The sequence below is a fragment of the Candidatus Accumulibacter sp. ACC012 genome (assembly GCF_907163155.1).
Classification (GTDB): Bacteria; Pseudomonadota; Gammaproteobacteria; order Burkholderiales; family Rhodocyclaceae; genus Accumulibacter; species Accumulibacter delftensis.
In genome coordinates this window covers 792,030-814,347 of record NZ_CAJQUC010000003.1, presented here as the reverse complement: position 1 = coordinate 814,347, position 22,318 = coordinate 792,030, and the positions used below count along the sequence as shown (strand labels likewise).

The 22,318-nt window shown below is 62.5% G+C and carries 21 protein-coding genes and 1 tRNA gene; 5 read left to right on the top strand and 17 right to left on the bottom strand.

From position 1 onward, the window contains the following. Positions 1–50 precede the first annotated feature (50 nt). The 5 genes from QZ648_RS07020 to QZ648_RS07000 form a co-directional block, all read right to left on the bottom strand. On the bottom strand, positions 51–656 hold the full coding sequence (locus tag QZ648_RS07020) for a TolC family protein (RefSeq protein WP_291996506.1): 606 nt from the start codon (positions 654–656) through the stop codon (positions 51–53). Then, on the bottom strand, positions 571–1,014 hold the full coding sequence (locus QZ648_RS07015) for a TolC family protein (protein ID WP_366144078.1): 444 nt from the start codon (positions 1,012–1,014) through the stop codon (positions 571–573). The genes QZ648_RS07020 and QZ648_RS07015 overlap by 86 nt, the downstream gene beginning before the upstream one ends. A gap of 53 nt (positions 1,015–1,067) precedes the next feature. Further along, a complete protein-coding gene (locus QZ648_RS07010) occupies positions 1,068–1,457 on the bottom strand; it encodes a TolC family protein (protein ID WP_291996505.1) in 390 nt (129 codons plus the stop codon). Beyond that, positions 1,454–1,585, bottom strand: coding sequence for a hypothetical protein (locus QZ648_RS07005; protein WP_291996504.1), 132 nt, complete (start codon positions 1,583–1,585; stop codon positions 1,454–1,456). The genes QZ648_RS07010 and QZ648_RS07005 overlap by 4 nt, the downstream gene beginning before the upstream one ends. A 326-nt stretch (positions 1,586–1,911) precedes the next feature. Then, positions 1,912–2,358: a MarR family winged helix-turn-helix transcriptional regulator gene (locus QZ648_RS07000; protein ID WP_291996503.1), complete on the bottom strand. Its 447-nt coding sequence runs from the start codon at positions 2,356–2,358 to the stop codon at positions 1,912–1,914. 73 nt (positions 2,359–2,431) lie between these two features. On the opposite strand from QZ648_RS07000, the gene QZ648_RS06995 reads away from it, so the two are divergent. Then, positions 2,432–4,033: a ferric reductase-like transmembrane domain-containing protein gene (locus tag QZ648_RS06995; protein ID WP_366144070.1), complete on the top strand. Its 1,602-nt coding sequence runs from the start codon at positions 2,432–2,434 to the stop codon at positions 4,031–4,033. Between the two features lie 268 nt (positions 4,034–4,301). On the opposite strand, the gene QZ648_RS06990 is transcribed toward QZ648_RS06995, so the two are convergent. The 8 genes from QZ648_RS06990 to ssb form a co-directional block, all read right to left on the bottom strand. After that, a complete protein-coding gene (locus QZ648_RS06990; protein WP_291996562.1) occupies positions 4,302–4,463 on the bottom strand; it encodes a hypothetical protein in 162 nt (53 codons plus the stop codon). A 597-nt stretch (positions 4,464–5,060) separates the two neighbouring features. Beyond that, positions 5,061–9,974: a DEAD/DEAH box helicase family protein gene (locus QZ648_RS06985; protein ID WP_291996502.1), complete on the bottom strand. Its 4,914-nt coding sequence runs from the start codon at positions 9,972–9,974 to the stop codon at positions 5,061–5,063. A gap of 152 nt (positions 9,975–10,126) precedes the next feature. Continuing rightward, the gene (locus QZ648_RS06980) at positions 10,127–10,360 is read right to left on the bottom strand and encodes a hypothetical protein (protein WP_291996501.1); all 234 of its coding nucleotides are present in this window, start codon (positions 10,358–10,360) and stop codon (positions 10,127–10,129) included. A 596-nt stretch (positions 10,361–10,956) separates the two neighbouring features. After that, the gene (locus QZ648_RS06975; protein WP_291996500.1) at positions 10,957–11,463 is read right to left on the bottom strand and encodes a recombinase RecT; all 507 of its coding nucleotides are present in this window, start codon (positions 11,461–11,463) and stop codon (positions 10,957–10,959) included. Beyond that, positions 11,405–12,007, bottom strand: coding sequence for a recombinase RecT (locus QZ648_RS06970; protein WP_291996499.1), 603 nt, complete (start codon positions 12,005–12,007; stop codon positions 11,405–11,407). The genes QZ648_RS06975 and QZ648_RS06970 overlap by 59 nt, the downstream gene beginning before the upstream one ends. A gap of 247 nt (positions 12,008–12,254) precedes the next feature. After that, the gene (locus QZ648_RS06965; RefSeq protein WP_291996498.1) at positions 12,255–12,902 is read right to left on the bottom strand and encodes a PD-(D/E)XK nuclease-like domain-containing protein; all 648 of its coding nucleotides are present in this window, start codon (positions 12,900–12,902) and stop codon (positions 12,255–12,257) included. Between the two features lie 546 nt (positions 12,903–13,448). Beyond that, positions 13,449–13,697, bottom strand: coding sequence for a hypothetical protein (locus QZ648_RS06960; protein WP_291996497.1), 249 nt, complete (start codon positions 13,695–13,697; stop codon positions 13,449–13,451). Positions 13,698–13,780: 83 nt separating this feature from the next. Continuing rightward, on the bottom strand, positions 13,781–14,230 hold the full coding sequence (gene ssb, locus QZ648_RS06955) for a single-stranded DNA-binding protein (protein WP_291996496.1): 450 nt from the start codon (positions 14,228–14,230) through the stop codon (positions 13,781–13,783). Between the two features lie 260 nt (positions 14,231–14,490). Between ssb and QZ648_RS06950 the strand changes: the two genes are divergently transcribed. From QZ648_RS06950 to QZ648_RS06940, 3 genes are all read left to right on the top strand, one after another. Further along, positions 14,491–15,144, top strand: a complete 654-nt coding sequence (locus tag QZ648_RS06950) for a hypothetical protein (RefSeq protein WP_291996495.1) — start codon at positions 14,491–14,493, stop codon at positions 15,142–15,144. A gap of 444 nt (positions 15,145–15,588) precedes the next feature. Next, entirely contained in the window at positions 15,589–15,840 is a 252-nt protein-coding gene (locus tag QZ648_RS06945; protein ID WP_336511643.1) for a DUF4224 domain-containing protein, read from the top strand. 18 nt (positions 15,841–15,858) lie between these two features. Beyond that, positions 15,859–16,962, top strand: a complete 1,104-nt coding sequence (locus QZ648_RS06940) for a tyrosine-type recombinase/integrase (protein WP_169066307.1) — start codon at positions 15,859–15,861, stop codon at positions 16,960–16,962. 106 nt (positions 16,963–17,068) lie between these two features. Here the strand turns inward: QZ648_RS06940 and QZ648_RS06935 are convergent. The 3 genes from QZ648_RS06935 to QZ648_RS06925 form a co-directional block, all read right to left on the bottom strand. Then, positions 17,069–17,158: transfer RNA gene (locus QZ648_RS06935), tRNA-Ser, on the bottom strand. 103 nt (positions 17,159–17,261) lie between these two features. Then, entirely contained in the window at positions 17,262–18,545 is a 1,284-nt protein-coding gene (gene serS / locus QZ648_RS06930; RefSeq protein WP_291996494.1) for a serine--tRNA ligase, read from the bottom strand. A 119-nt stretch (positions 18,546–18,664) separates the two neighbouring features. Beyond that, positions 18,665–20,047 carry a replication-associated recombination protein A gene (locus tag QZ648_RS06925; protein WP_169066305.1) on the bottom strand — a complete coding sequence of 461 codons (1,383 nt, stop codon included), beginning with the start codon at positions 20,045–20,047 and terminating at the stop codon, positions 18,665–18,667. Positions 20,048–20,321: 274 nt separating this feature from the next. On the opposite strand from QZ648_RS06925, the gene QZ648_RS06920 reads away from it, so the two are divergent. Next, on the top strand, positions 20,322–20,486 hold the full coding sequence (locus tag QZ648_RS06920; RefSeq protein ID WP_291996493.1) for a hypothetical protein: 165 nt from the start codon (positions 20,322–20,324) through the stop codon (positions 20,484–20,486). Between the two features lie 242 nt (positions 20,487–20,728). On the opposite strand, the gene QZ648_RS06915 is transcribed toward QZ648_RS06920, so the two are convergent. Beyond that, complete coding sequence (locus QZ648_RS06915; protein ID WP_169066303.1) at positions 20,729–22,126, bottom strand: wax ester/triacylglycerol synthase family O-acyltransferase; 1,398 nt, start codon at positions 22,124–22,126, stop codon at positions 20,729–20,731. Positions 22,127–22,318 lie beyond the last annotated feature (192 nt).

The following is a 22,318-nucleotide window of genomic DNA, read 5'->3' as shown; positions in this document are numbered from 1 at the left end:
CGCCTGGCGGACCGTCGCTTGCGTGGTGGCGACGGCGGCGACGGATCGCACTATCGGGCGTCCAGCCGCCGCCCAGGGCCTTGTACAGGCGCACGTGGTCGCTGCTGACGTCGGCGCTGGCTGCTGGCCACGTCGCCCTGGGCGCCGAGCTGCGTGCGCTGCGTCTGCAGAACGGTCTGAAAATCGACCAGCCCGCTGGCGTACTGCTGGCGCGCCAGCGTCGCCGCATTGGTGGCCGCGTCGGCGGCATCCTTCAGGTGCGCCAGCCGCTCGCGGTCGCTGCGCAGGGCGACCAGCGCATCTTCGACATCCTTCAGGGCAACGAGCACGACGGAGCGGTAATCCTGCAGCGACTGCTCGAGCGCGGCTTGCTGCGCGCCGACCTGCGCGCGCGCTGCGCCGCCGTCGAACAGCGACCCGCTGACGCTGCCCAGCACGCTGCTCACGAGCGAGCTGCCGTCGACCAGCGATCCGAGCGTGAGCGAGACCAAGCCCAGTGAGCCGCCGAGCGAAAAGCTCGGCCAGCGCGCGGCTTCGGCCTGGCTGACGCGGGCGCGCGCCGCACTCCACTCAAATTCGGCGGCGCGGACATCGGCGCGCTGGCGCAGGGTCTCGGCCGGAAAAGCGAGCGCCAGGTCGTCGGGCGCGGCCGGCACCGGGCTGGCGGCAGCCGAGCTCGGCCGACAAGGCGGACGGCGCCTGCCCGACCAAAACCGACAGCGCGTGCGACGTCTGGTCCACGGTCTTCTGCAAGGCAGGCAACAGCGCGGCCGTCTGCTCGGCCGAGGTGCGCGCCTGTTCGACGTCGAGCGAGGTGACGAGTCCAGCCTGCAGGCGCCACTGCGTGATCTGCAGCGTCTCGCGCTGGCTCGCCAGGTTCTCTCGTGCGATGGCCAGGAGCGCCTGAGCGTTGCGCAGCGCGATGTAGTCGAGCGCGACCTCGGCGGCGACGGACACCTGCACGTCGCCCAGGCTGGCGGCGCTGGCCAGCGCGCTGGCCTCGTCGGCCTGCAGGGCGCTGCGCTGGCCGCCGAAGACGTCGAGCTCCCAGCTCGCGTCGAGCCCCGCTAGAAAGGTATTGGACCGTGCTCTTGGTGCTGCCCGAGCCGGTGCCGGATGCGCTGCGCGCTGGCCGAACCGTCGAGCGTCGGCAACAGGCCGGCCGCGGTGACATCGCGCAGCGCGCGCGCCTGGCGCAGCGCGGCCTGGGCGCTGTTCACGCTGGTGTTGGCCTGCAGCGCGCGCTCCACGAGGCGCGACAGCTGCGCATCGCCAAACCGCTGCCACCATTGCGCGAGCGGGCCGGGCGTGGCCGCCGTGGCGTCGATGCCGGCGGCCCACTGCGCGGGCACCTCGACCGCCTGCGGCGGTGCTGCGATCGGTGCCACCGAGGCGCAACCGGCCGCCGTCAACAGCCAGGCCGTCGCGGCGATCGTGCGAATCGTCGAACGGGTCATGACCAGTACTTGCCGCCGTTAGATCGACAGCGTGAATGCCATTGATGAAGCTTGGCATCGGCGGCCAGCTTGTCGTGGCCGTAGTCGACGGCGACGCGGCGGCCGGCGGCGAGCCAGCGCTTGCGCAATCAGGCGATGCTGACACTTGCATCGCCTGCCGTCGTGCCCCAGATGGTTCGCGCAGCCGGTAGCGTGCGGCGGTCATCAGTGCCTCCGCAAGCCACCATGGCAAGCGACGCCAGGGCGGAGAGCAGGCAAGGAGCGAGTGGGTCTCGGGCCAAGATCGGAGATGTCATGGGAGCACTACTTCTTGTTGGCGAGGGGGCGGTGTCACGGTACGGATGGGTTGGCTGCTGAGGCCATGCGGCGGGGATGGTGGCTGCAGTTCGCCTTGCAGCCGAGCGCGGCCGTCACCCACAGGCAGACAGGCAAGGTTCATCAGCACTCGGCGACTTCAGGCGTCTTCATGTTGGGGCGCCCGGCCACCCTGAGCATTACAGAGTTCGGCAGCGAGTGCGAAGAACTGCGCGGCTTTCGTCGGGCCTAGCGCCGTTTCAATACTCTCGTCAGCGCCCTGCCAGACATCCAGAACAACCGTCAGCATCGCCAGGCCATTCGGTGTCAGCTCCAGAACGTCACTGCGTCGATCATCCACGTTCGTGTTTCGTGTGATGAACCCCAAGGCAAGCAGCCGATCCGTCATGGAACTCATGCTTCCCGGTGAAATATCGAATTCCTTCGCCAGATGCCTTTGCGATGTCGGCCCGATGCGATGCAAGGCGTCCAGGATCAGGCCCTGACGATGGCGCACGCCGGACGCTCTCAGCAATGCAGTCACCCGCTTCTCCATCAGAGTCGCCGCGTGCAGGAAAGGATGGATTTTTGCCGGATTACGAATCACCACTGCCCCTTTACATGAATAGTTCTGATTGATACTATCACGATTCTAACTAACCGTGTTGTGAAAGCAACTGATGCGCCAACCGATCATGAAAGTACGACGCGTGCTCAGCTTCATACCGTCTTTTCCCGCCGCCAGCACAGCGCTTGCTCAGACGCCATTGCCTGTCCCCGAGACGGCACAACCCCGCTGTCTTGACGACAGCAAGGGAATGGCCTGCCCGGCACCGGGTGCGGTGCTCCATGGACACGACGCGCCGCATGACGGCTCAAACCTCCAGTATCCGCGATCAACCTCTATTCGAGGAGCGGACGAATCAATTGGTGGAAAAACCATGAAAAACATCAAGATATCTCTCTGGTCCATACTGATCGGGCTGACGCTCCTGTGGGCGCTGACGAATGCCGACTTGCCAGACAGCTTGACCTTCATTGCGGTGCGCAATCTGCTCGTCCAGTATTCGGGCGTTCTCAGCATCGGCGCCATGAGCGTGGCGATGATCCTGGCGACCCGCGCCAAATGGCTGGAGTCGTGGCTGGATGGCCTCGACAAGTCCTACAGGCTGCATAAATGGTTGGGCATCGCCGCCTTGGTCACTTCGGTGCTCCACTGGGTGGCAGCCAACGGGCCGAAATGGATGGTCGGTCTTGGCTTGATGGAGCGTCGCAGCCGGAGCAAGCCGCCCGCTGGTGAGGTGGATCTGGGCGCCATCCAGACCTTCTTCAACAGCCAACGTGAATTGGCTGAGACGATTGGCGAGTGGGCGTTCTACGCTGCGGTGGTGCTGATCGCGATTGCGCTGATCAAGCGCTTCCCGTACAAGTTTTTCGTAACCACCCACACGCTGATCGCCATCGCCTATCTGGTCCTGGTGTTCCACGGCATGGTGCTGATGCGCTTCGACGCATGGCTGCAACCGGTCGGCATGGTGACCTTGCTCTTGATGATCGGGGGAGTCGTTTCAGCAGTCCTCGCCCTGACCCGCCAGATCGGGCGCAGCCGCAGAGTGTCCGGCACGATCGAAGCAGTGCGAACGTTCCCGGCAATGGGCGTCACGGAAATCCACATCCAACTGGACGACGGCTGGAAGGGACATGACGGCGGCCAGTTCGCCTTCGTCAGCTTCGACCGCCGGGAAGGCAAACACCCTTTCACCCTGGCCTCGGCCTGGGATCCTGCAACGCGCAAGTTGATGATCATCAGCAAGGGTCTCGGCGACTACACCGACATCCTGCCCAAGCGGATCAAGGCGGGCGACGCCGTGACGGTGGAAGGTCCCTACGGTCGGTTCACGTTCGAGGACGGGAAGCGTCGCCAAGTGTGGATCGGTGGTGGCATTGGCATCACGCCCTTCATCGCGCGGATGAAGGAACTGGCCATGACTCCTGGCACGAAATCGATCGACCTCATCCATTGCGTCAAGGAACTTGAACCGGAAGCGCTGGAATTGCTGGAAGCGGACGCCAATGCTGCCAACGTCAATCTACATGTTCTGGTCGACGAGAAGGACCGGCGGCTGAGTGGCGACCGTCTGCGCGAGATGTTTCCCAGCTGGAAATCCGCCAGTTTCTGGTTCTGCGGCCCGGCGGCCTTCGGTCAGTCCGTGCGTGCAGACCTGATCGCACATGGTCTTGCGACGAGGGACTTTCATCAGGAGCTCTTCAATATGCGCTAATCGACGCGCCAACTTCATCAACTGATCTACAAGAATCAAAGCCATGGAAACTGGAATGAAGTTCAGGACAGGCATCCGACAACCCTTCAGCCCTCTGACAGCGCCACGCAGACCACGCTACCGAGCGCCGTAGTCGCGCCTCCAGCGGCGATCCGTCACGCGTGCATGTCGAGGTTGTAAGCCGGAACCCCAGAAAATTCCGTCAATCTGGGGCAGAACAAGCAGTTGTGTCACCACACCGGCCTCCACCTTGGAGTAAGCGGGAGCTTCATTTGCTCATCCGCTTGCGCAGCAGGCGCTTTTTCAGGGAGGCGCGTTCCTGCGGATTGCGTCCCTTGTGGTTGGCGATGCGATCCGCCGTGGCGACCTGACGCTTGATGGGCCAGAGTAGGGGCGGCCAGCCATCATTCGTCGCCGTCCAGGCCTCCATGGCACAAGCTGTCTGGGTACAGCGCCGTCAATTGCGATAGCGTTGCCTGTACCTCTTCCAGATTGGCCATCATGTGGGAAACCTGCTCATCCAGATCGCTGGCCAGCTCGAATAGATAGGCAACCTGGCTGCGCGATACCGCGTTGATGACGGCCGAAAAGTCGAAGCAGCCGTTCGGCGCAATGTATTCCCTGTACGTCCGGTCAAGGCGCTATTCCGGCCGTCCGCGCCATGCGGCGCCAACGGCCGCTTTGGCCGATGAGCAGACGAAGGGTACCTTTTTCCGATTGTCCGCTTCGGGTGACAACCCGACGCTCGTCCGCGAAATCAAGCTCGCGGCCCTGCTCCGCCTACGCGCCCCCCAGTGCGGTCGAGACGGCAAGGCTTGTCACTTGTAGAGATACGACAAAGTGCTTGCGCACGGGCGGGAACGGGCCAGGCAGTCCGCGCGCTGATGAAGTTGCAGTGGGGAAATCCATCCGATCAGGTGAAAGGTCGGCGGCGATCACGCCAGCGCTCGTCAATGCCAACAAAAAAAACCGGGAACCCGCTGCCGAAACTGGCAGGGGATTCCCGGGGGGTTGATGGACGTTCCCGTCAAACGGCGGCTTCGGCTTCCATCCCGCCGGCGTGTCCCTTGTCGAGATCGAGAGCGGCATTGATCTCGCGTTGACGCAACCGCAAACTCGTCAGCCGCGCCGCCTTGTCAAAGGGCTTCGCCAACTCTATGAGGATGTCCGCCAAGCGCTTTTCTGCTCGGGCCAAATCGTCGTTCGCGTCAGACAGTCGTCCTGCCAGACTGTTGGCCACGTTCTCGATCACCCTGAGCATCCCTTGCGGGGTGTCGGAATGATGAGCCGCATAGGCGCGTCGGCCTTTCAGGACGAAACAAGGACTATCGTCCGATGCTGCAGGAATCGAGAGATCGAGATCGAAACCGGCAAACTGCCCCACCGACCGCTCTTCTCGCACAGCCTTCCAGCCGACATTTCGGCTTCTGGCTTCGAGGTAGTGCCGTTGGAGTGCCTCTCCCGCCGCTGTTCGATCGGTATAGTGCTGGCCGTCGATCACCATGCTGAAGTGCTTACCCCGTACATCGATCCGATCTGCGAGGTCCGCTTCGATCGATCCGATCCGTTCCCGGATCTTCGCGATTCTGCCGGGCAAGGTCGCCGACTCCTGCTGGTTCGACCATCGCTGGTTGTCCCATTGGGATTTCAGAAAACCAAGCTTCGTCACTTCGGCATCGATGCCTGCCTTCTCCATCACCAGCGGGTTGCCCGATGCCAGGGCTTTCACCTCGGCATAGGATAGCGCCGCCAGTTCTACGTCCTCCGCACTGCGCATCCCGGTGTCCCCGCGCATCACCTGGGCGATAAAACGTGCCTTGGTTTCGAGGGTCTGCCAGAGGTAGGCGTCGAACGAGGCCTCGGTGACATAGCGAACGATCCGCACTTCTTCGTTCAGGTTGCCCTGGCGAATGATGCGTCCCTCCCGCTGTTCCACATCGGCCGGTCGCCAAGGGGCGTCCAGGTGGTGCAAGGCCGCCAGTCGGGTCTGGACGTTGGTGCCCACCCCCATCTTCAGGGTGCTGCCCAGGAGGATACGAACCCGCCCTTTCCTCACCGACTGGAACAGTTCTGCCTTGGCGGCATCGCTGTCATAGTCGTGGATGAAGGCCACCTCCTCTGACGGGACCCCCCGCTCGACGAGCTTGGCCCGAATGACGGGATAGACACTGAACCGTCCATCGTCCGTCGGCGTGCCGAGATCGCAGAAGACCACCTGTGTACCGCGGAACGCTGCGGTTTCCCGCCATATCGCATGGACCCTGTCCGCACACTGATTGAGCTTGCTGTCCGGATCTTCCCGGCTGGCAGGATCGACCAGTCGCATGTCCAACGCAGCCTTGCGGCTGTCGTTGGTCACCGCCAGCATGTTGTCTTCGCTGGGCATGACCTGGCCGTTGCGGATCGCTTTCGCCCGCGTGACCAGCGTCGTCACGAAGGCCTTCAGTTCCGCGCTGGGCTTGGCGGCGATGGTTTCCAGATGGTGCCTGGGTACCGGCAGCTGCAGCATTTCGGCGGTGCGGATATCGGCCACTTCCCGGAACAGGGTCATCAGCTCCGGTAAATTGACGAAGCGCGCGAAACGCGTGTTCATGCGATAGCCACTCCCATCCGGCGACAACTCCAGCGCCGTAACCGATTCCCCGAAGTTGCCCGCCCAGGTGTCGAACTGCGACAGCTGATGGGCGTCCAGCGTCGCCGGCTGCAAGTAGCGTTGCATGGTCCACATCTCGGCCATCGAGTTCGAAACCGGTGTCCCGGTCGCGAATACCACCCCCGAACGGCCACCCTGCTCGCCCATCACATGGCGCGTCTTCACGAACAGATCGAAGGCACGCTCGGAGTGGCTGTTTGGCAAACCGGCAACCCGCGTCATTTTGGTGAAGCGGTACAGGTTCTTGAAGTAGTGAGCCTCGTCGACAAACAGGTAGTCGATGCCCAGTTCCTCGAACGTGAGCAGGTCATCCTTTTTCGAACGAGCCGACAGCTTCTCCAGCCTGGCGAGCCAGACCTTCTTGGCCCGCTCCAACTCCTTGACGATCCGATTCCCCCGCTGCTCCGATGTCGAGGCCCGGATGGCACGCTCGATTTCGTGGACACGCGCTTTGATGAACGACGCCATCGCGGCGTCGCTCATCTTGATCCTCTCGAAAGAGGCATGGGTAATCAGCACGGCATCCCAGTCGCCGGTGGCAATCCGGGAAAGTAGCGTCCGGCGTTGGTCACCGGCCAGGTCGTCCTTGCTGGCCATCAGGAGGTTGGCCCCCGGATAGGCGCGCAAGAACTCCGTCGCGAACTGCTCCAGCATGTGGTTGGGCACCACGTAGCACGGCTTGCTGGCCCGGCCGAGGCGGCGCAACTCCATGCCGGCGCAGACCATGGTCAGGGTCTTGCCGGCACCGACGACGTGCGCCAGCAGAGTACTCACCCCGCTGGAGACGATTCGCCAGATGGCGTCCTTCTGGTGCCGATGAAGCGCGTACACCTCGGAGAACCCCGGTAAAGAGAGCCCTGAACCGTCGAACGCCCGCAATCGCACCGCGTTGAACTGGTCGTTGTAGCGCCTGACCAGCCGCTCGCACCGCTCGGGATCGGCGAACACCCAGGATCGGAACTGCTCCTTGAGTGCCTGCTGCTTTTCCCTGGCGACGAGGGTTTCCTGCGGGTTCACGACAGACCGCTCGGTGACCGGATCCCGGTCCCGAATGGTCGGAACCGTCTGGTTCAGGCTGATCAGGAACAGCTCACCCGCCGTCATGCGCCGGGTGCCGTAGGTTTGCGTCGAGGCGACCGAGCGTTCGCCTGGCCATGGCACGTTGATGTTCCACGCACCGGCCTCGGCGCTGAACTCCACCGTGCAACCCTCGCATTCCAGGAGATGCTCGAGGAATGCGCCGTAGTCACGCGAGGGGATCCAGGTCGAGCCAATCCGGGCATCGATTTCACCCGGCCCCAGGTCCGTCGGGATGACCGCCTGCAGGGCTTCGACGTTGGGGAGATAGGCTTCCCCGGCCGTTTCCGCCATCGCCAGCTTGTTACGCACGTTGCCGGAGAGATAGGCATCGGCGGTTTCCCAGTCGCCGGATTGCGGATCGAGAAAGATCAGGCCACGACCCGCCAGGTCCGGGAGAAACTGCTCGACCGCCAGCCCCAGCAAGGACGCCATCCGCGTCGGATCGACGCGTCCGGCTTCGTGCAGGGAGACCAGCAGCGCTTCGTCGGCTGACGAACAGCGCTCCACCTTGCGGACCGCGCCCACCGTTCTGCGGGAGAAGAGGTCCGCCTTCACGGCCGTGCCGCTTTCCCGATCGAAGTCTTCGAGCGAGAGCAGCAGCGGCAGATCCGGATCCCCCTTGAACGCCCGCTTGTTGACCATCGCGTGGAGAATGCCGTGTTGCGCCACGAAGGTATCGTAGGCGGTGTTCAGGGCGGCCCGGTGTTCGCCGAGTCGACCATCGTCCGCCGTGACGGGCTGTAGGTGCAAGAGCCGGCGTGCCGCATCGCGAATCGCCATCAAGCCACGAATCCGCCGGGCGGTTGATACCGTCGCGTCGATGACCCGCAACGCATCGCCTTCCGAGATGGCCAGGCGGCCATCCGGGGTCAGGCAGTACGCGCCGGGCTTGACGAACTCCGGTGCAACGACAAGGTGCTCCCGCGGCATCGACAACAGGTTCTCGACGGCACGAGGGAGATACACGTCCTCGGGCAAGCGGGCAACGCGTTCTGTCAATGCGCTGCTCACATCACCGTCAAAGATCGCCGCATTGGCCGGACCGAAGCCATTCGACTTGAGCCCCATGCGACCGATCAGCAGGTCCGGATGGTCGACATACCAACTCGAGATGAACAGGCGTCGATCCGTGTCACACATCGACGGCGGGGCTTCGCTGACGCCGATCCAGTCGCCGGCGGCCTGCTCACCCTCCGCCAGTTTCTGGAGGAAGACGATATCGGTCGTGACGTCCGTGTTGGCAATCTGCGAGAACGTGCCGGACGGTAAACGAATCGCGCCGAGGAATCGGGCCCGGTCACTGATATGGCGCCGTGCCCGGTCATCGCCCTTGTCGAGCGTCCCGGCCGAGGTGATGAAAGCCACCAGTCCACCGGGGCGAGTCACCTCCAGAGCGCGAGCAAAGAAGTAGTCGTGGATGAGGAAGTTGGCATACGGCACATTGCGGTCCTCGGGCACCGGGTAGTTCCCGAAGGGAACGTTCGAGATCACGAGGTCGTACCAGTCCTTCGGCAAACGCGCTTTCTCGAAACCGACCGCGAAGGTCCGCACGCCATGAGGAGCATACAGGCTCGACAGGATGCGCGACGACACGCGATCGATCTCGACAGCCGTCACTTCCGAGGTGGCGGCCAAATCTCTTGGCATCGCCCCGATGAAGTAGCCGACGCCCGCAGAGGGTTCCAGCACACGACCGCCCCGAAAACCCAACCGGCGAACGGCGCGCCACATCGCCTCGATCACGAAGACTTCCGTGAAGTGGGCGTTGACGACACTCGCCTTGGCGCTTTCGTAATCTTCGCCCAACACATCGGGCAGGGATTGGGCTCTCGCCTTCCACGCCCGATCGTCCTGATCGGGATTGAACGCCTTGGGAATGCCGCCCCATCCGGTGAACCGGTTGAGGATGGCGCGCTCGTCGTCGTGGGCAGCGCGGTTCTCTGCGGCCAGGCGAGAGAGGAGCGCGATGGCCGCCAGGTTCGCTTCGAACTTGGCGACGTCACCACGAAGACTCGCATGCAGCGTAGGGTCGAGTGGGTCCCAGGGACTGCGAGCCGGCCCCGTTGCCGGTGCCGAAGAGCACGTTGGTTCGACGAACGGAAAAGCGATGATCTCCGCCGTCGGACATGCAGCGAGTACTGCTTGCGAATCTTGAGGAGTAAAGCCCGGCAGCCACAGAGTGGTCTGGGCGAGTTGAGTGAGTTTCACGTGGGTCTCCTTGAAAAGCCGGAGACACGTACCCCTTCCGGGGGGTGTCCCCGGAAGGGTGGAATCAACAACATGGGTCATGGCGCGCCGACTCTCGCCAGGCGCCACGGCTTCGCTGCAAACTTGCAGCCTCGCGACACCTCGCGCGTGCGCTATTGACCCATTGCGAGGTCGTCGTCGCGGTTCATGAGTCCCAGATCGACGAGGTACTGCTTCAGTCCGTCGAGGTCGCGGCGGTGCCGCATCCAACCGTCCTCGAAGATCTGAAATCCGTGGATCTCGAAAATGGTTCGTTTACGCGGGTTACGGACGTCGGCGGAGAAGCTGCCGCGCTCGTCCGGGTTGATGAAGGACCGATAGACGGCACTCCGGGGTACTTTTGTCATGACGCCTCCGTGAATCGTGCGAAAGACGCCATGCCTCGCTGGAGGCTCGCGCCCCCGCGTGGGGTGGTAGGAATGCTGTTTGTTTGTAGCGGCCAGCTACCGCCTTTCAGGTCCCGTCCGACGGATGGGTCCAGAATCCGCTTTCTGCAAAAGGCTGCATCAACCCTCTGCGGAAAGCCCGGCGCTTCCGCCGGGGGTTTATCGGGCATCGCGTCGCCGGTAGCGTTCCAGCACCCGATCCCGAATCACTTCGGGATCGAGGCCAGAAAGCGCGCAGCACGCGTGGTACGAGAAGGCGTTCGAGCAATCCTTCGGGGACAGCAGCCAGTCGAGGATCTCCACCTGTGTGGCGGCGCAGACCCTCGAATCGAATAGAGCGCGCAGCGACTTGTGCAGCAGGCGCCTGTGGAGCCTGACGAGGTCATCGTCAGCCCACGGGACTCCTTCGCAAAGTGTTGCTGCTCGCTCGGTGCGAACCGACGCCCGTCGTGCTAGTCGCAGTCCATCAGCTATGGATAGAGACAGCGCGATCACTTCCTCGCGGGGCGCCTATTTCGCTACACCGACAATCGCACTGGCCGGCGAAGCCGTATCCGTCAACGCCGCCTTACGACTGCGATAGGCACGAAGCAACTGCTCAAGATCGCCGTCGTCGGCGGCATCTTCGGCCTGGGCGTAGCGTTCGTCGAGGTCATCAACGGATGCGGCCTGGCTGATGCTGGTGAGGAGCACATCGAGCGGCGGTTTGCCACCTTCACGACCGGACTTCTGGTCGCCCGCCCCGTCTCCTTAGCCTTCGATTCACTCGACTCGTCGTCGATGACCGGAGCCCAGGAGCCGTCGATCGCCTCGGCCATCCCGATGTTCTGGGTCTTACCACGTTCGTTGAGTTCGTCCATGGCCAGTGCCATGGCCAGCTCGGGCGATTTCGGCAGCAGATTGCACAGGCGGCGAATGGCCGTCTTGAGGCCCATCGGGACGAAATGCGTGTCCCACGGACTCTCCTTTCGGTTCTTCTTCGCCATCTGGTAGCCGCGGGAGTGGTCACGTACCCACTCGACCTGCTCCTTCGACAAGGCGTGGAAGGTGCGTGAGCCATCCATTGAACACCGCCACGGCATAGAAACCGGCGATCGCTCCACGCTCGTCGTCGGACGCCGGGAAGCCGTTCTTCTTCAACGGCTCGTGTATCAAGGAACGGTTGAGGCCCAGGACGATGTCGAACTTGTCGTTGATCCGCACTTCGTGCGCATAGATGTCCTGCACGCTGCCGCTGTTGCGCGCGAGTTTCACGAGCCCCTGATAGCCGGGAATCAACTGGCACTGGCTACCGAACACGACGAGATGCGCTTCGCCCATCAGGCCGATTTGCAGACCGAGCTGGCAAGACTGGATGACCGCCGCGACGACACTGCGTGGATCCACTTCAGACAGCTTCGGATTCATGCGAAATGCAGTCAGTGCGATCCGCGCCATGCGCTCGGCGCTCAGATGCTTGGGCAGCGCACGGGCGATTTCGCCCTTGAATCGCTCCAGCATCGCTGGAAAAGACACCACGCTGGTCGGTATTCCCCTGACGGGCGCTGTGGATGTTACTGCAAGGTTTGAGACATGGTTTCCTCCAAATACAAATGGCGGAGACACCATGCCTCCCGGAGCGGGGACTGGTCTCCCCGCCGGGGTCGATAAACTAAGAATGGCCGCCGATCAGGCGGCGTCGAACTCGAAAGCGTCGGTGTTGGCTGCCCAACGCGGGAGCGAGATCAATTCGATCTCACCCCCGGGCTGGTAAGCCGGCCAGCTTCCGGCATCCTGGCACCACTTCAGAAGCTGTAGTGCTGCCCGATACTTCTTGCGACCGACCTCGATGATTTCGGGTCAGCCCGGTAAAGCGCTACGGCATGGGGAGCCTCCTTTCTCGACGGCGACGAAGAGAAAGGGCAGCTCCAGTGCCGGTCACGGCTTTCATTCCATCGACGTAGAACGCCGCTTGAATGTCGTAGCCGAGGTTGGCGATGGCGCGAGAAAAGCCGCGGCTGCTGGCATCGACACAGCTCTTGAGATCCGCCACGGCCGTCCCGTTGAACCAGTCCGGACGACAGCGACAGGAGATCCGGTGAGCGAGTCTGTCCAGAACGCCGACAACTCGGCTTCTCCCTTCGAGAAGAGGCGGGCCGCTCCCCTCGTGCGCGTGAACGGCGGCGCGCAGTCGGGTTAGATTCGCCAGGTCGTCGGAAGTGATCAGGGTTTTGCCCTGATTCTCCTGTTCGAAGCGGGCGGCGGCTTCCTTGCCTTCCTTGGTGCGGCGATCAAACTTCTCGACCACCGCAAACTCTTCGAAAAAACGATCCGGTTCGAGGACGTGGGTGTGAACCGCGGTGCCAAACGCCATCGCCGGCGTGGGTGGCGACGGATGATCGAGGGCTTCGCGCAAATGCGCTGGGCTCTTGAGCAGTTTGATGATTCCCGAATGGCCGATCGATTGATCCGCGTGGTATTGCTTGGCCGGCATGCGCAGCAGGCCAGGATGGCTGACGTCCATGGTGCCTCCAGAAGAAAAATGCCGGAGTCACCAGCCCCTTCCGGAGATGACGCCCCCGGCTGGGTGGATGAAAATGCTGTTTGTTTCGTGCGGCCAGCTACCGCGACTTGCTCGGGCGAAGAATCGCTCGATCAAAGGCTGCTTTCCGGAGGGCGCTTTGCAAACGCACTCGGGAAAGCCCCGGCAAGCCGGGGCGTGGTTCAGTTCGCTGCTTGTTCTTGACTCGAGAGGATCAGAGCCCGTCGGAGCATCTGGCGGGTTTCCGGGTCGGTGCGTCCTGCCTGGAGTCTCTGGTGGAGATCGCAGGCACGATTCATCGAGAGCGCCGCAAAAAGCCGAACGAGAAGCGGATTGGATTGCACGACGTGATCGTGCGCAGGGTCGGAAGCCATGGTCAGAGCCCCAGCGCGCGAACAATCGGGCGGCTGATGATCCAGCCGGTGATGCAGCAAGAAAGAAGAACGAGTGCCATGAGATGCCTCCTAGAAAGAAAAAAAGGCATCCCTCCCCTGACGCGGAGGCGATGCCCCGCAGGGGAATGAGCGTTCAGGCGATCACTTCAAACGAAGCCTCACCGCTCTTGGCGGAATCGATGTCGATCCCGGTCCGGCGCTGGTAAGCCGGTCGGTCGTATTGCTGCCAATGGGTGCTGGTGACCTTCACCGGCTCGGACGCTGCCGTCGCTTCGGGTTTACGGTTCAAGAAGCTCTTGAGGCCTTGTGCCGAGCAACGGAGAAACGACAGAAGCAAGTGAAGCCCTGCCAGCATGGCGAGGACGAGAATGACACGTTCCATGAGCAAACCTCCTGAGGTGGAGGGCAGTCGGCTCCCGGTCCGGGACAATGACCGCCCGGTGGGGGAAAGAAGTCACGATCTGCTCAGAACGGATCCATGACCGGCAACTCGTCGACAGCTGTACTGCTTGGCTCATCAGACGAGCCCGTGTCGGCGCGACGAGGGACGGAACCCGATGCCTTGACGTCCTTCGCCGATGGACGAGCACCGAGCATCTGCATTTCGCTGGCGATGATCTCGACGACGTAGCGATCCTGACCTGCGCTGTCCTGCCACTTTCGGGTCTGGATGCGACCTTCGACGTAGATCGGGGAGCCCTTCCTGAGGTACTCGCCGACGACTTCGGCCGTACGGTTGAAGAAGACCACGCGGTGCCATTCGGTGGTTTCCTTGCGTTCACCGGACGACTTGTCCTTGCTGATCTCTGTGGTCGCGATCCGGATCGTGGCGATCGCTTCTCGGTTCTGGGTGTAGCGAACCTCGGGGTCGGCGCCGAGATGGCCGATGAGGGTGACTCTGTTCAACGAGGGCATATGGCCTCCTGACAAGGAAGGCAGGGACGCCGCCGTATCCTGACGGGGCTACCCCGCCGGGGGTTGGAGAGAATGCTGTTTATGAAGAAGGCCAGCTACCTTCACTTCGATCGTCATAGACGGAACGAGAGATGGCTGAATTCTCTGCCGCCACGGTCCTCGCAGGAGTTTGAAATGCGTCGCTTCTGGGCGCTTTTCGAAGGTCGCCATCGCGGAGCAAGCGATACGCTGGCGTTGATCGACACTCCGGGAGACGGCAGATGGCACAGCGACAGAGGAACGATTCGACGCACATTCCGTCGGTCCGGCAGGACAACAGCCGGCCCTACCTGACGCAGAAGACCTTGCTCAATTCGCTGCACGCGCAGCAGATCTTCGACCGTGGCTACGAGATGTGCGCCAACGCGCTGTTCTCGTTGAGTGTGGTCTTGCGATTCATCGGGAGCGAAGAGCAGGCGCAGGAAGTCGATGCCCTGGTCGATACTCAGATCGACCAGACCCTGGAGGAGATTCGCAAGGAGTCGCTGCGGCTGAAGGAAGTGGCCGAGGGCAATGGCATCGAGACTGCGATCGGCTACACCAGTGCCAAGACCATCGATGTGCAGATCACCTCGCCGCGCGCGATCAAGTACCTGGCGATCATCCGCGAGTTTGACGCAATGATGGCCCACCTGGATGCGCTCTGGCTGTCATGCGTCATCACCGACAGCCAATACGCGCGCGGTGTCTATGAATGGAAGCGGCGGATTTTGCGGCTGGCCGGACAGATCCGGCAGCTCGCTACGCGTGCGGTGCTGGCGGCACGGCGGAAGGAGACGGGGGAGATGGCGGATGAGTCGGGCACGGCCAGAGTTGGGCAGGATCGCGATCTGGCGGCGGAAGTCGCGGGTAAAAACCCACCGGAGGACGACTAGGTGCAGTACCGGCGGTTTCACGGACACGCGGTTATCGCGTGCGGTTCGAGCGGGGTATTGGTTCTCGTCAGCCCCGCAAAAACTCGGTTCTGATTGACGACATGGCGCTCCCACTGACTGACCGACCATTGCCATACCGTTGTCACTCACTGCAATTTGTTCTTCGCGGTGACCTCAGCCGTGGTGCGTACCCCCAACACATCCCGAGTGCTCTGTACAACGCTCGCCCGCGCATTGCGCTAATCGACGCTGAGCAAATGAACCCTTGTATTACTAGGGGCGTTGAGAACTTGAGGAAGCTTCCGACTGCCTCAGTGCGCAATAGATGGGTACTGAAACTCGGCAGCAACTTGGCGTACCGCAGCCGAATCGTCCGCACGCCCCCCCACGTCGGATCCCGCGACTGCAGCAACGTCGAACCCAGACTGACATAGCAATCGACCGATGGCCGCCGTTTTCGAGATGCCTCTTTCTAGCGAAGTTCTGAGCCCGGGTGAAGTAGCCGAGATAACCGGCTGCGGACGACGATCGGACCAGATTCAGTGGCTTACCGACAACGCATGGACTTTCCACAAAACAAAGGCCGGCAATCCCATTGTCGGGCGCTTGTACACTAGGCTGAAGCTCACCGGGATCAGCCCCGCGACCTTGGCTACGACAGGGGGATGGCTGCCGGACTTCTCAAGTATCCGGTAGTCCGAGTATTCTATTCTAATGCGCCCGAAATCCTCAGCCCGAGACCTGCCACCCCGCATGCTCCGTAGAGTGCGGACGCTGGCGAGCGGTAAACGGTGGGAAGGGTACTACTACGACGGACGGGATGACGCGGGGAACCGCAAGGAAATCCCCCTCGGCACCGAAATCAATGAGGCGAAGCGCAAGTGGGCGGAGCTGGAGTGCCGTCCAGCCCCGGTTGAAACTGGAATAATGCGCATTGCCTTCGACCGATACGCACGGGAAGTCATCCCCGACAAGGCACCGAAAACCCAAGCGAGCAACCAGCTCGAACTCGCAAAGTTACGTTCGGTTTTCGACACTGCCCCGATTGACGCCATCACTCCACAGCATATCGCACAGTACAGGGACGCCCGAATGACACGGGCGAGGACGCTCAAGAACGGCACAGTCGTCCCAGCCAAGCCCGCGACGGTCGCCGCAAACCGTGAGCTTGCACTGTTCTCCCACATCTTCAACAAGGCGCGCGAATGGGGATATACAGCGAAGACGAATCCCTGCGCGGGTGTGGCAAAGAACAAGGAAGCACCGCGCGACTTCTACGCTGACGATGAAGTCTGGAAAGCGGTGCGAAACCGCGCCGCCATCGAACTGCAGGATGCCATGGACCTTGCTTATCTCAGCGGACAGCGCCCTGGCGACGTGCTGCGCTTCACCCGGCGGGACATCGTGGAAGACGCACTCACCGTTCAGCAGGGAAAAACCTCAAAGCGCTTGGCGATCATGTTGACAGACCAGGATACCGGTACCCGAACGGAGCTGGGGCGGCTCTTGGATCGTATCGGAGCGCGCACGGTACGCAGCCTATGGTTATTGGCAACGCCGGATGGAAAGAGGCTCACACCGGGGATGCTGCGCTTGCGGTTCACCGCGGCTCGAAACGCCGCGGCGGTCCAGGTCGAAGAATCTGGTGACCAACGCCTCGCTGCTCGTATCCGACAGTTCCAGTTCCGCGATGCGCGCCCGAAGGCCGCAAGCGAGATGGCTCTGGATCACGCCAGTGACTTGCTCGGGCACACCGACAAGCAGATTACGAAGGTCGTCTACCAACGTGTTGGCAAGCGCGTGCGGCCAACGAGGTAGCCTGGGTTGCGGAAATCGTTTCCGCAAGTTGCGGAAAATGCGAGATTTTCGTATGACGAAAACTAGCAACCACAAATACAAAACACAATCTTAATCAGCCATTTACTGGCGGAGAGGGAGGGATTCGAACCCTCGGTAGGCTCACACCTACGCCTGATTTCGAGTCAGGTACATTCGGCCACTCTGCCACCTCTCCGACGGGGCGCAATGTTAGCACAAGAAGTGCTGGATGACGCGCCAAGGGCAATATTCTTGCACACCACGGGAAACGCGCTATTGGCGCTCGCCGCCTGGCCCGATCACGTCGCGCCGATGCGCTCCAGTCCGCCCATGTAGGAGCGCAGGACGGCCGGAACGCTGATGCTGCCGTCGGCATGCTGGAAGTTTTCCATGATCGCCACCAACGTCCGTCCGACGGCCAGACCCGAGCCGTTGAGGGTGTGCACCAGTTCGGTCCGGTTGCGCTCATTGCGGTAGCGGGCCTGCATGCGGCGGGCCTGGAAGGCGCCGAAGTTGGAGCACGAGGAGATCTCGCGATAGGCGTTCTGCGCCGGCAACCAGACTTCCAGGTCGTAGGTCTTGGTCGCCGAAAAGCCCATGTCGCCGCTGCACAAGGTGACGCGCCGGTACGGTAGATCGAGCAGTTCGAGGATCGTTTCGGCGTGGCCGGTGAGCTCTTCGTGCGCCGCCAGCGAGGCTTCGGGAGCGACGATCTGCACCAGCTCGACCTTGTCGAACTGGTGTTGGCGAATCATGCCGCGCGTGTCGCGACCGTAGGAACCGGCTTCGGAGCGAAAACACGGCGTATGGCAGACGAGCTTGAGCGGCAGTGCGTCGGCGGCGAGGATTTCGCCACGCACGATGTTGGTGACCGGCACTTCGGCGGTCGGGATGAGGTACAGCGGCTCGGCGTCGGCGCGCAGGATCTTGAATAGATCTTCTTCGAATTTCGGCAACTGTCCGGTGCCGAGCAGGCTGGCGGCGTTGACCAGGTACGGCGCGTACACTTCAACGTAATCATGCTCGATGGTATGCGTATCGAGCATGAACTGGGCGAGTGCGCGGTGCAGACGGGCCAGCTGTCCGCGCATCAGGGAAAAGCGCGTGCCAGCGATTTTCGCGGCGGTGGCGAAGTCCAGCTGGCCGAGCGCTTCGCCGAGGTCGACGTGATCCTTGACGACAAAGTCAAAGGCCCGTGGCGCCCCCCAGCATTTGACTTCGACGTTGTCGGCTTCGGATTTTCCGATCGGCACGCTCTCGTCGGGCAGGTTGGGCAGCAGCGCCAGGAAGGCATCGAGTTCCTTGAGCAGCTCGCCGAGGCGGACTTCGTTGGCGTCCAGTTCGCTCTTCAGCGCCGCCACCTGCGCCATCACCGGCGCGGCGTCTTCACCGCGGCCCTTGAGCATACCGACCTGCTTGGAGAGGCTGTTGCGGCTGGCCTGCAAGTCCTGGGTGCGGGTCTGCAGGGTCTTGCGCTCACTTTCGAGGTTCTGGAAAGTCGCTTTGTCGAGTACGAAACCGCGCCTTGCCAGGCGTTCGGCAAGGGCATCGATGTCGCTGCGCAGGTGTTGGATGTCGAGCATGCTCAGTCCTCAGCTTGGCGATCGCGCGGCGCGATCCGCCCTCTTCCACTGCTACCGCAGGTCCGGCGGACGGCTGCGCGCGAGCGGAACGATGTTGTGGTCGGCCGGTCGGCCTGGTCCTACTTTTCGTGCTTGTCGTGCTGGTCGTGCTGGTCGTGCTGGTCGTTCTTTTCCTGCTTTTGTTTCGTGTGCTGCTTTTCTTTCGCCCGGCGGTCGAGCTCGCGCAGCTGTGCCAGCTTCTCGCCGATCCGGATCTCGAGGCCACGCTCGACCGGTCGGTACCACTCGACCGCCGGCATGCCGTCCGGAAAATAATTCTCGCCGGCGGCGTAGGCGTCGGTCTGGTCGTGGGCGTAGCGGTAGTCCTTGCCGTAGCCGAGATTCTTCATCAGTCGCGTCGGCGCGTTGCGCAGATGCACCGGCACCGGCCGGGACCCGTCAGCGGCGATGAAACTCCGCGCCGCATTATACGCGAGGTAGGCAGCGTTCGACTTGGCCGCCATCGCCAGGTAGAGCAGCGCTTCGGCAAGCGCCAGCTCGCCTTCCGGGGAGCCGAGGCGCTCGAAAGTCTCGGCGGCGTCGAGTGCGATGCGCGCCGCGCGCGGATCGGCCAGGCCGATGTCTTCCCAGGCCATGCGCACAATGCGCCGCGCCAGGTAGCGCGGGTCGGCGCCACCGTCGAGCATGCGGCAGAACCAGTACAGCGCGGCGTCGGGAGACGAACCGCGCACGGCCTTGTGCAGCGCCGAAATCTGATCGTAGAAAGCGTCGCCTCCCTTGTCGAAACGACGCAAGCTCTGCGCCACGGTGGTGTCGACGAAAGCGCCATCGATCGTCGTCACCCCGGCAGTCGACGCGGCAGTGGCAATCTGTTCGAGGTGGTTGAGCAGGCGTCGCGCGTCACCGTCGGCGAGACCGACCAGGCGTGCGCGGGCGTCGTCGTCAAACTCGTGATCGGGCAGCACCTGCGCGCGCGCGCGTTCGAGGAGTTGCCCGATCTCCTCGGCCGAGAGCGGTTGCAGCACATAGACCGCGGCGCGCGAGAGCAACGCCGAGTTCACCTCGAAGGACGGGTTTTCAGTGGTCGCGCCGACAAAAGTCAACAGCCCGCCTTCCACGTAGGGCAGGAAAGCGTCCTGCTGCGCCTTGTTGAAACGGTGGACTTCATCGACGAAGAGGATCGTGCGGCGTCCGTTGCGGGCGCGCGTCAACTCGGCGCGCGCGACGGCCTCACGAATTTCCTTGACCCCCGAGAAGACCGCGGACAGGGCCATGAAGTCAGCGTCGAAAGCGTCCGCCATCAGCCGCGCCAGGGTCGTCTTGCCGACCCCGGGCGGGCCCCAGAGGATCATGCTGTGCAACTGCCGGGAACGGAAAGCCATCTCCAGCGGCTTGCCGGCAGCGAGCAGATGCGCCTGTCCGATCACCTCCGACAAGCTGCGTGGACGCAAGCGCTCGGCGAGCGGCGCGTCGGAATGATGCTCGGCAAACAGGTCGTTCATTTCTCTTTCACGTCATTCACGGGCTTGCGTCAGTGCTGGAGATGGAGGTCGGTGCGGCGCCGATGCTGGCGACGCTCGCATGCTAGCAGCTTTTCCGGATCCCGCTCGCCGCACCCAGGCGGCCGCTCAAGGGCACTGATTTGTTGAGGCCGTGAAATTGCTCACACACCCGGTAGCGAGCCAGCGCTATCTTTCGTCCATCACTTCCCGAACACGAACAGCAGGCATTCAGTCAATGAGAAAACAGAGAACTCGCAGTGCAAGCGACCGCCGCATGCGCGACGTCGGCCCGCCAGAAAAAGTGGCAGAGCGGCGGCACAAGGCCGAGCGCCGCTTACCGGAACTGACGGACCTGCCATACGAAGAATTCGAGGCGGAACTGGCGGCTCTGGGCAAACAGGCTTCGGTATTTCTACGTAGCTTTTCCAGTGGTCAATAAACGACTCCACATCCGTGGTGTCATGCTCGGAATCGCGTATCAACTGGTCTACTGCGACGTAGCAAGGGCATGGTGAGGGCCGATTCTGGCCCCGCAGCAAGGCGGAAGCCGAGCTTTTGACCGGGTGCAATGCCCGGTCTTTTTTCGCCCTGATTTCCTGCGCCAAGCTGTCGAAAAGCGCCCAAGGCGCGGCGCTGCGTTGGCGAGGGCGGGAGAGCAGTCAGCGATGCGGCCAGCCCCCCTCAGGAAAGCGTCTGATGGGCGTCGAAAACCGATTGTTCGAGTTCGCTGAATGCTTCGCCGACGTAGCGACCCAAACGCTCGAGGTTCGGCAATTCGTCGCTGGCAATCAGGCCGAAGAAAAGCTGTCCGGCATAGCTGAAGAGGGTGATGTTGAGCAGATTTCCGGCCGGCAGCGTACTGATCGGATGCAGCTCTTCCATTCTAGCGCCCTTGAGGTACAGAAACTCGGGCGGCCCGGGGATGTTGGAGACCAGGGTATTGCCGATCGGTGGCAGGCGCTTGCTGAGCCCCAGCATCTCGGCCAGCTGCGCGACGACGCCGGTGATCAGCGTGTAGGACTCGATCGCGTCAGGCGTGACGCTGTCGATCATCGAACGCACATTGCGCAAGGAAAAACCGATGTTGCGCAGGCGAACGTAAGGGTCGTCGGTTGGCGGCGAAAGCTCGACCGGGATGATGCCGATCTTGTTGCCGGTACCACTCTCCCCTTCCTTGCGCAGGTTGACCGGCATCTGAGTGGTGATTGGCCTCTTCAGCTCGACGCCCTCATCGTGTAGATAGCGGTGCAAAGCGCCATCGAGACAGGTCAGGGCGACGTGGTTCAGCGTCGACCGCGTCCGGGCACAGACTTCCTTGACGCGCACCATGCTCACGCTGGCCGTCGCAAACTGCCGACCCGCGGTCACCTGCCCGGTCAGCGGCGTGTTGCCGTCGGCGACGAAAGGCAAGGAAATGGCGTTCTTGGTCAGCTTGACCCCTTCCAGCGCCAGCATCGCGGCCAGACGAGCGATTCCCAGCAGGCGCGTGCCAGCACCCGAGAGGTCGCCGAGCAGGGACTGCGTCATCTTCTCTTTAAGCCGCTTCTGTTTCTTGTCGGCCGGGCCACGGGGAGTCGACCACAGCGGCCGCAGTTCGCGATCACTCGCCGACGAGGCCAGCGAATCCGCGGCCCAGCGCACCATGGTCACGCCATCCGCACTGGCATGATGCATCTTGACGTAGATGGCAAAACGCCGTTCGCTCAAGCCCTCGATGAGATGTAGTTCCCATAGCGGCCGCGAGCGCTCGAGCATCGGCTGATGCAGTTCGGAAACGAGCTGATAAAGCTCCTGCCGGCCGTTCTTGCCCCGGCGCAGCTTGTGGAAGAAGAGGTGTTGCTGGAGGTCGACGGCCTCGCTTTCCTGCCAGGTCGGCATGCCGGTCAGCGAGAAATGGATGATGCGGTTGAACGGCGGCTGGACGTCGTCGAAAGCGAGCAGTTCCTGATAAAGATCGGCGACAAAGCTGGCCGGCGACCTGGCCGGTCGCTTGTAGATCATCAGCCCGCCGACGTGTTTCGGGCTGGCCTCCGACTCGGCGACAAAGAAAGCGAGATCGAGCAAGGAGAGTTTGTTCATCGAGACACCTTTCTTTGTTCGTGCTCTATGCGGCGAGATGAGAATCCGTAGCGGCGAGAGCGCGCAGCTGCGATCGGCAGCTTGCGGCCAGCGGCGAGCGGGTCCCGACGGTCAGCGGTGGCCGGCTGCGACCGGCTGCAACCACGTCGACTGCCAAGGATACAACATCGAAAGGCCTGCACTTTAGAAGAA

Bases quoted from the DNA above. Each gene is read 5' to 3' on its own strand.
- QZ648_RS07010 (WP_291996505.1), bottom strand. From the start codon at position 1,457: ATGACCCGTTCGACGATTCGCACGATCGCCGCGACGGCCTGGCTGTTG.
- QZ648_RS06995 (WP_366144070.1), top strand. From the start codon at position 2,432: ATGCGCCAACCGATCATGAAAGTACGACGCGTGCTCAGCTTCATACCG.
- QZ648_RS06990 (WP_291996562.1), bottom strand. From the start codon at position 4,463: ATGGAGGCCTGGACGGCGACGAATGATGGCTGGCCGCCCCTACTCTGG.
- QZ648_RS06980 (WP_291996501.1), bottom strand. From the start codon at position 10,360: ATGACAAAAGTACCCCGGAGTGCCGTCTATCGGTCCTTCATCAACCCG.
- QZ648_RS06975 (WP_291996500.1), bottom strand. From the start codon at position 11,463: ATGGATGGCTCACGCACCTTCCACGCCTTGTCGAAGGAGCAGGTCGAG.
- QZ648_RS06970 (WP_291996499.1), bottom strand. From the start codon at position 12,007: ATGGTGTCTCCGCCATTTGTATTTGGAGGAAACCATGTCTCAAACCTT.
- QZ648_RS06965 (WP_291996498.1), bottom strand. From the start codon at position 12,902: ATGGACGTCAGCCATCCTGGCCTGCTGCGCATGCCGGCCAAGCAATAC.
- QZ648_RS06960 (WP_291996497.1), bottom strand. From the start codon at position 13,697: ATGGAACGTGTCATTCTCGTCCTCGCCATGCTGGCAGGGCTTCACTTG.
- ssb (WP_291996496.1), bottom strand. From the start codon at position 14,230: ATGCCCTCGTTGAACAGAGTCACCCTCATCGGCCATCTCGGCGCCGAC.
- QZ648_RS06950 (WP_291996495.1), top strand. From the start codon at position 14,491: ATGGCACAGCGACAGAGGAACGATTCGACGCACATTCCGTCGGTCCGG.
- QZ648_RS06945 (WP_336511643.1), top strand. From the start codon at position 15,589: ATGGCCGCCGTTTTCGAGATGCCTCTTTCTAGCGAAGTTCTGAGCCCG.
- QZ648_RS06940 (WP_169066307.1), top strand. From the start codon at position 15,859: ATGCGCCCGAAATCCTCAGCCCGAGACCTGCCACCCCGCATGCTCCGT.
- serS (WP_291996494.1), bottom strand. From the start codon at position 18,545: ATGCTCGACATCCAACACCTGCGCAGCGACATCGATGCCCTTGCCGAA.
- QZ648_RS06925 (WP_169066305.1), bottom strand. From the start codon at position 20,047: ATGAACGACCTGTTTGCCGAGCATCATTCCGACGCGCCGCTCGCCGAG.
- QZ648_RS06920 (WP_291996493.1), top strand. From the start codon at position 20,322: ATGCGCGACGTCGGCCCGCCAGAAAAAGTGGCAGAGCGGCGGCACAAG.
- QZ648_RS06915 (WP_169066303.1), bottom strand. From the start codon at position 22,126: ATGAACAAACTCTCCTTGCTCGATCTCGCTTTCTTTGTCGCCGAGTCG.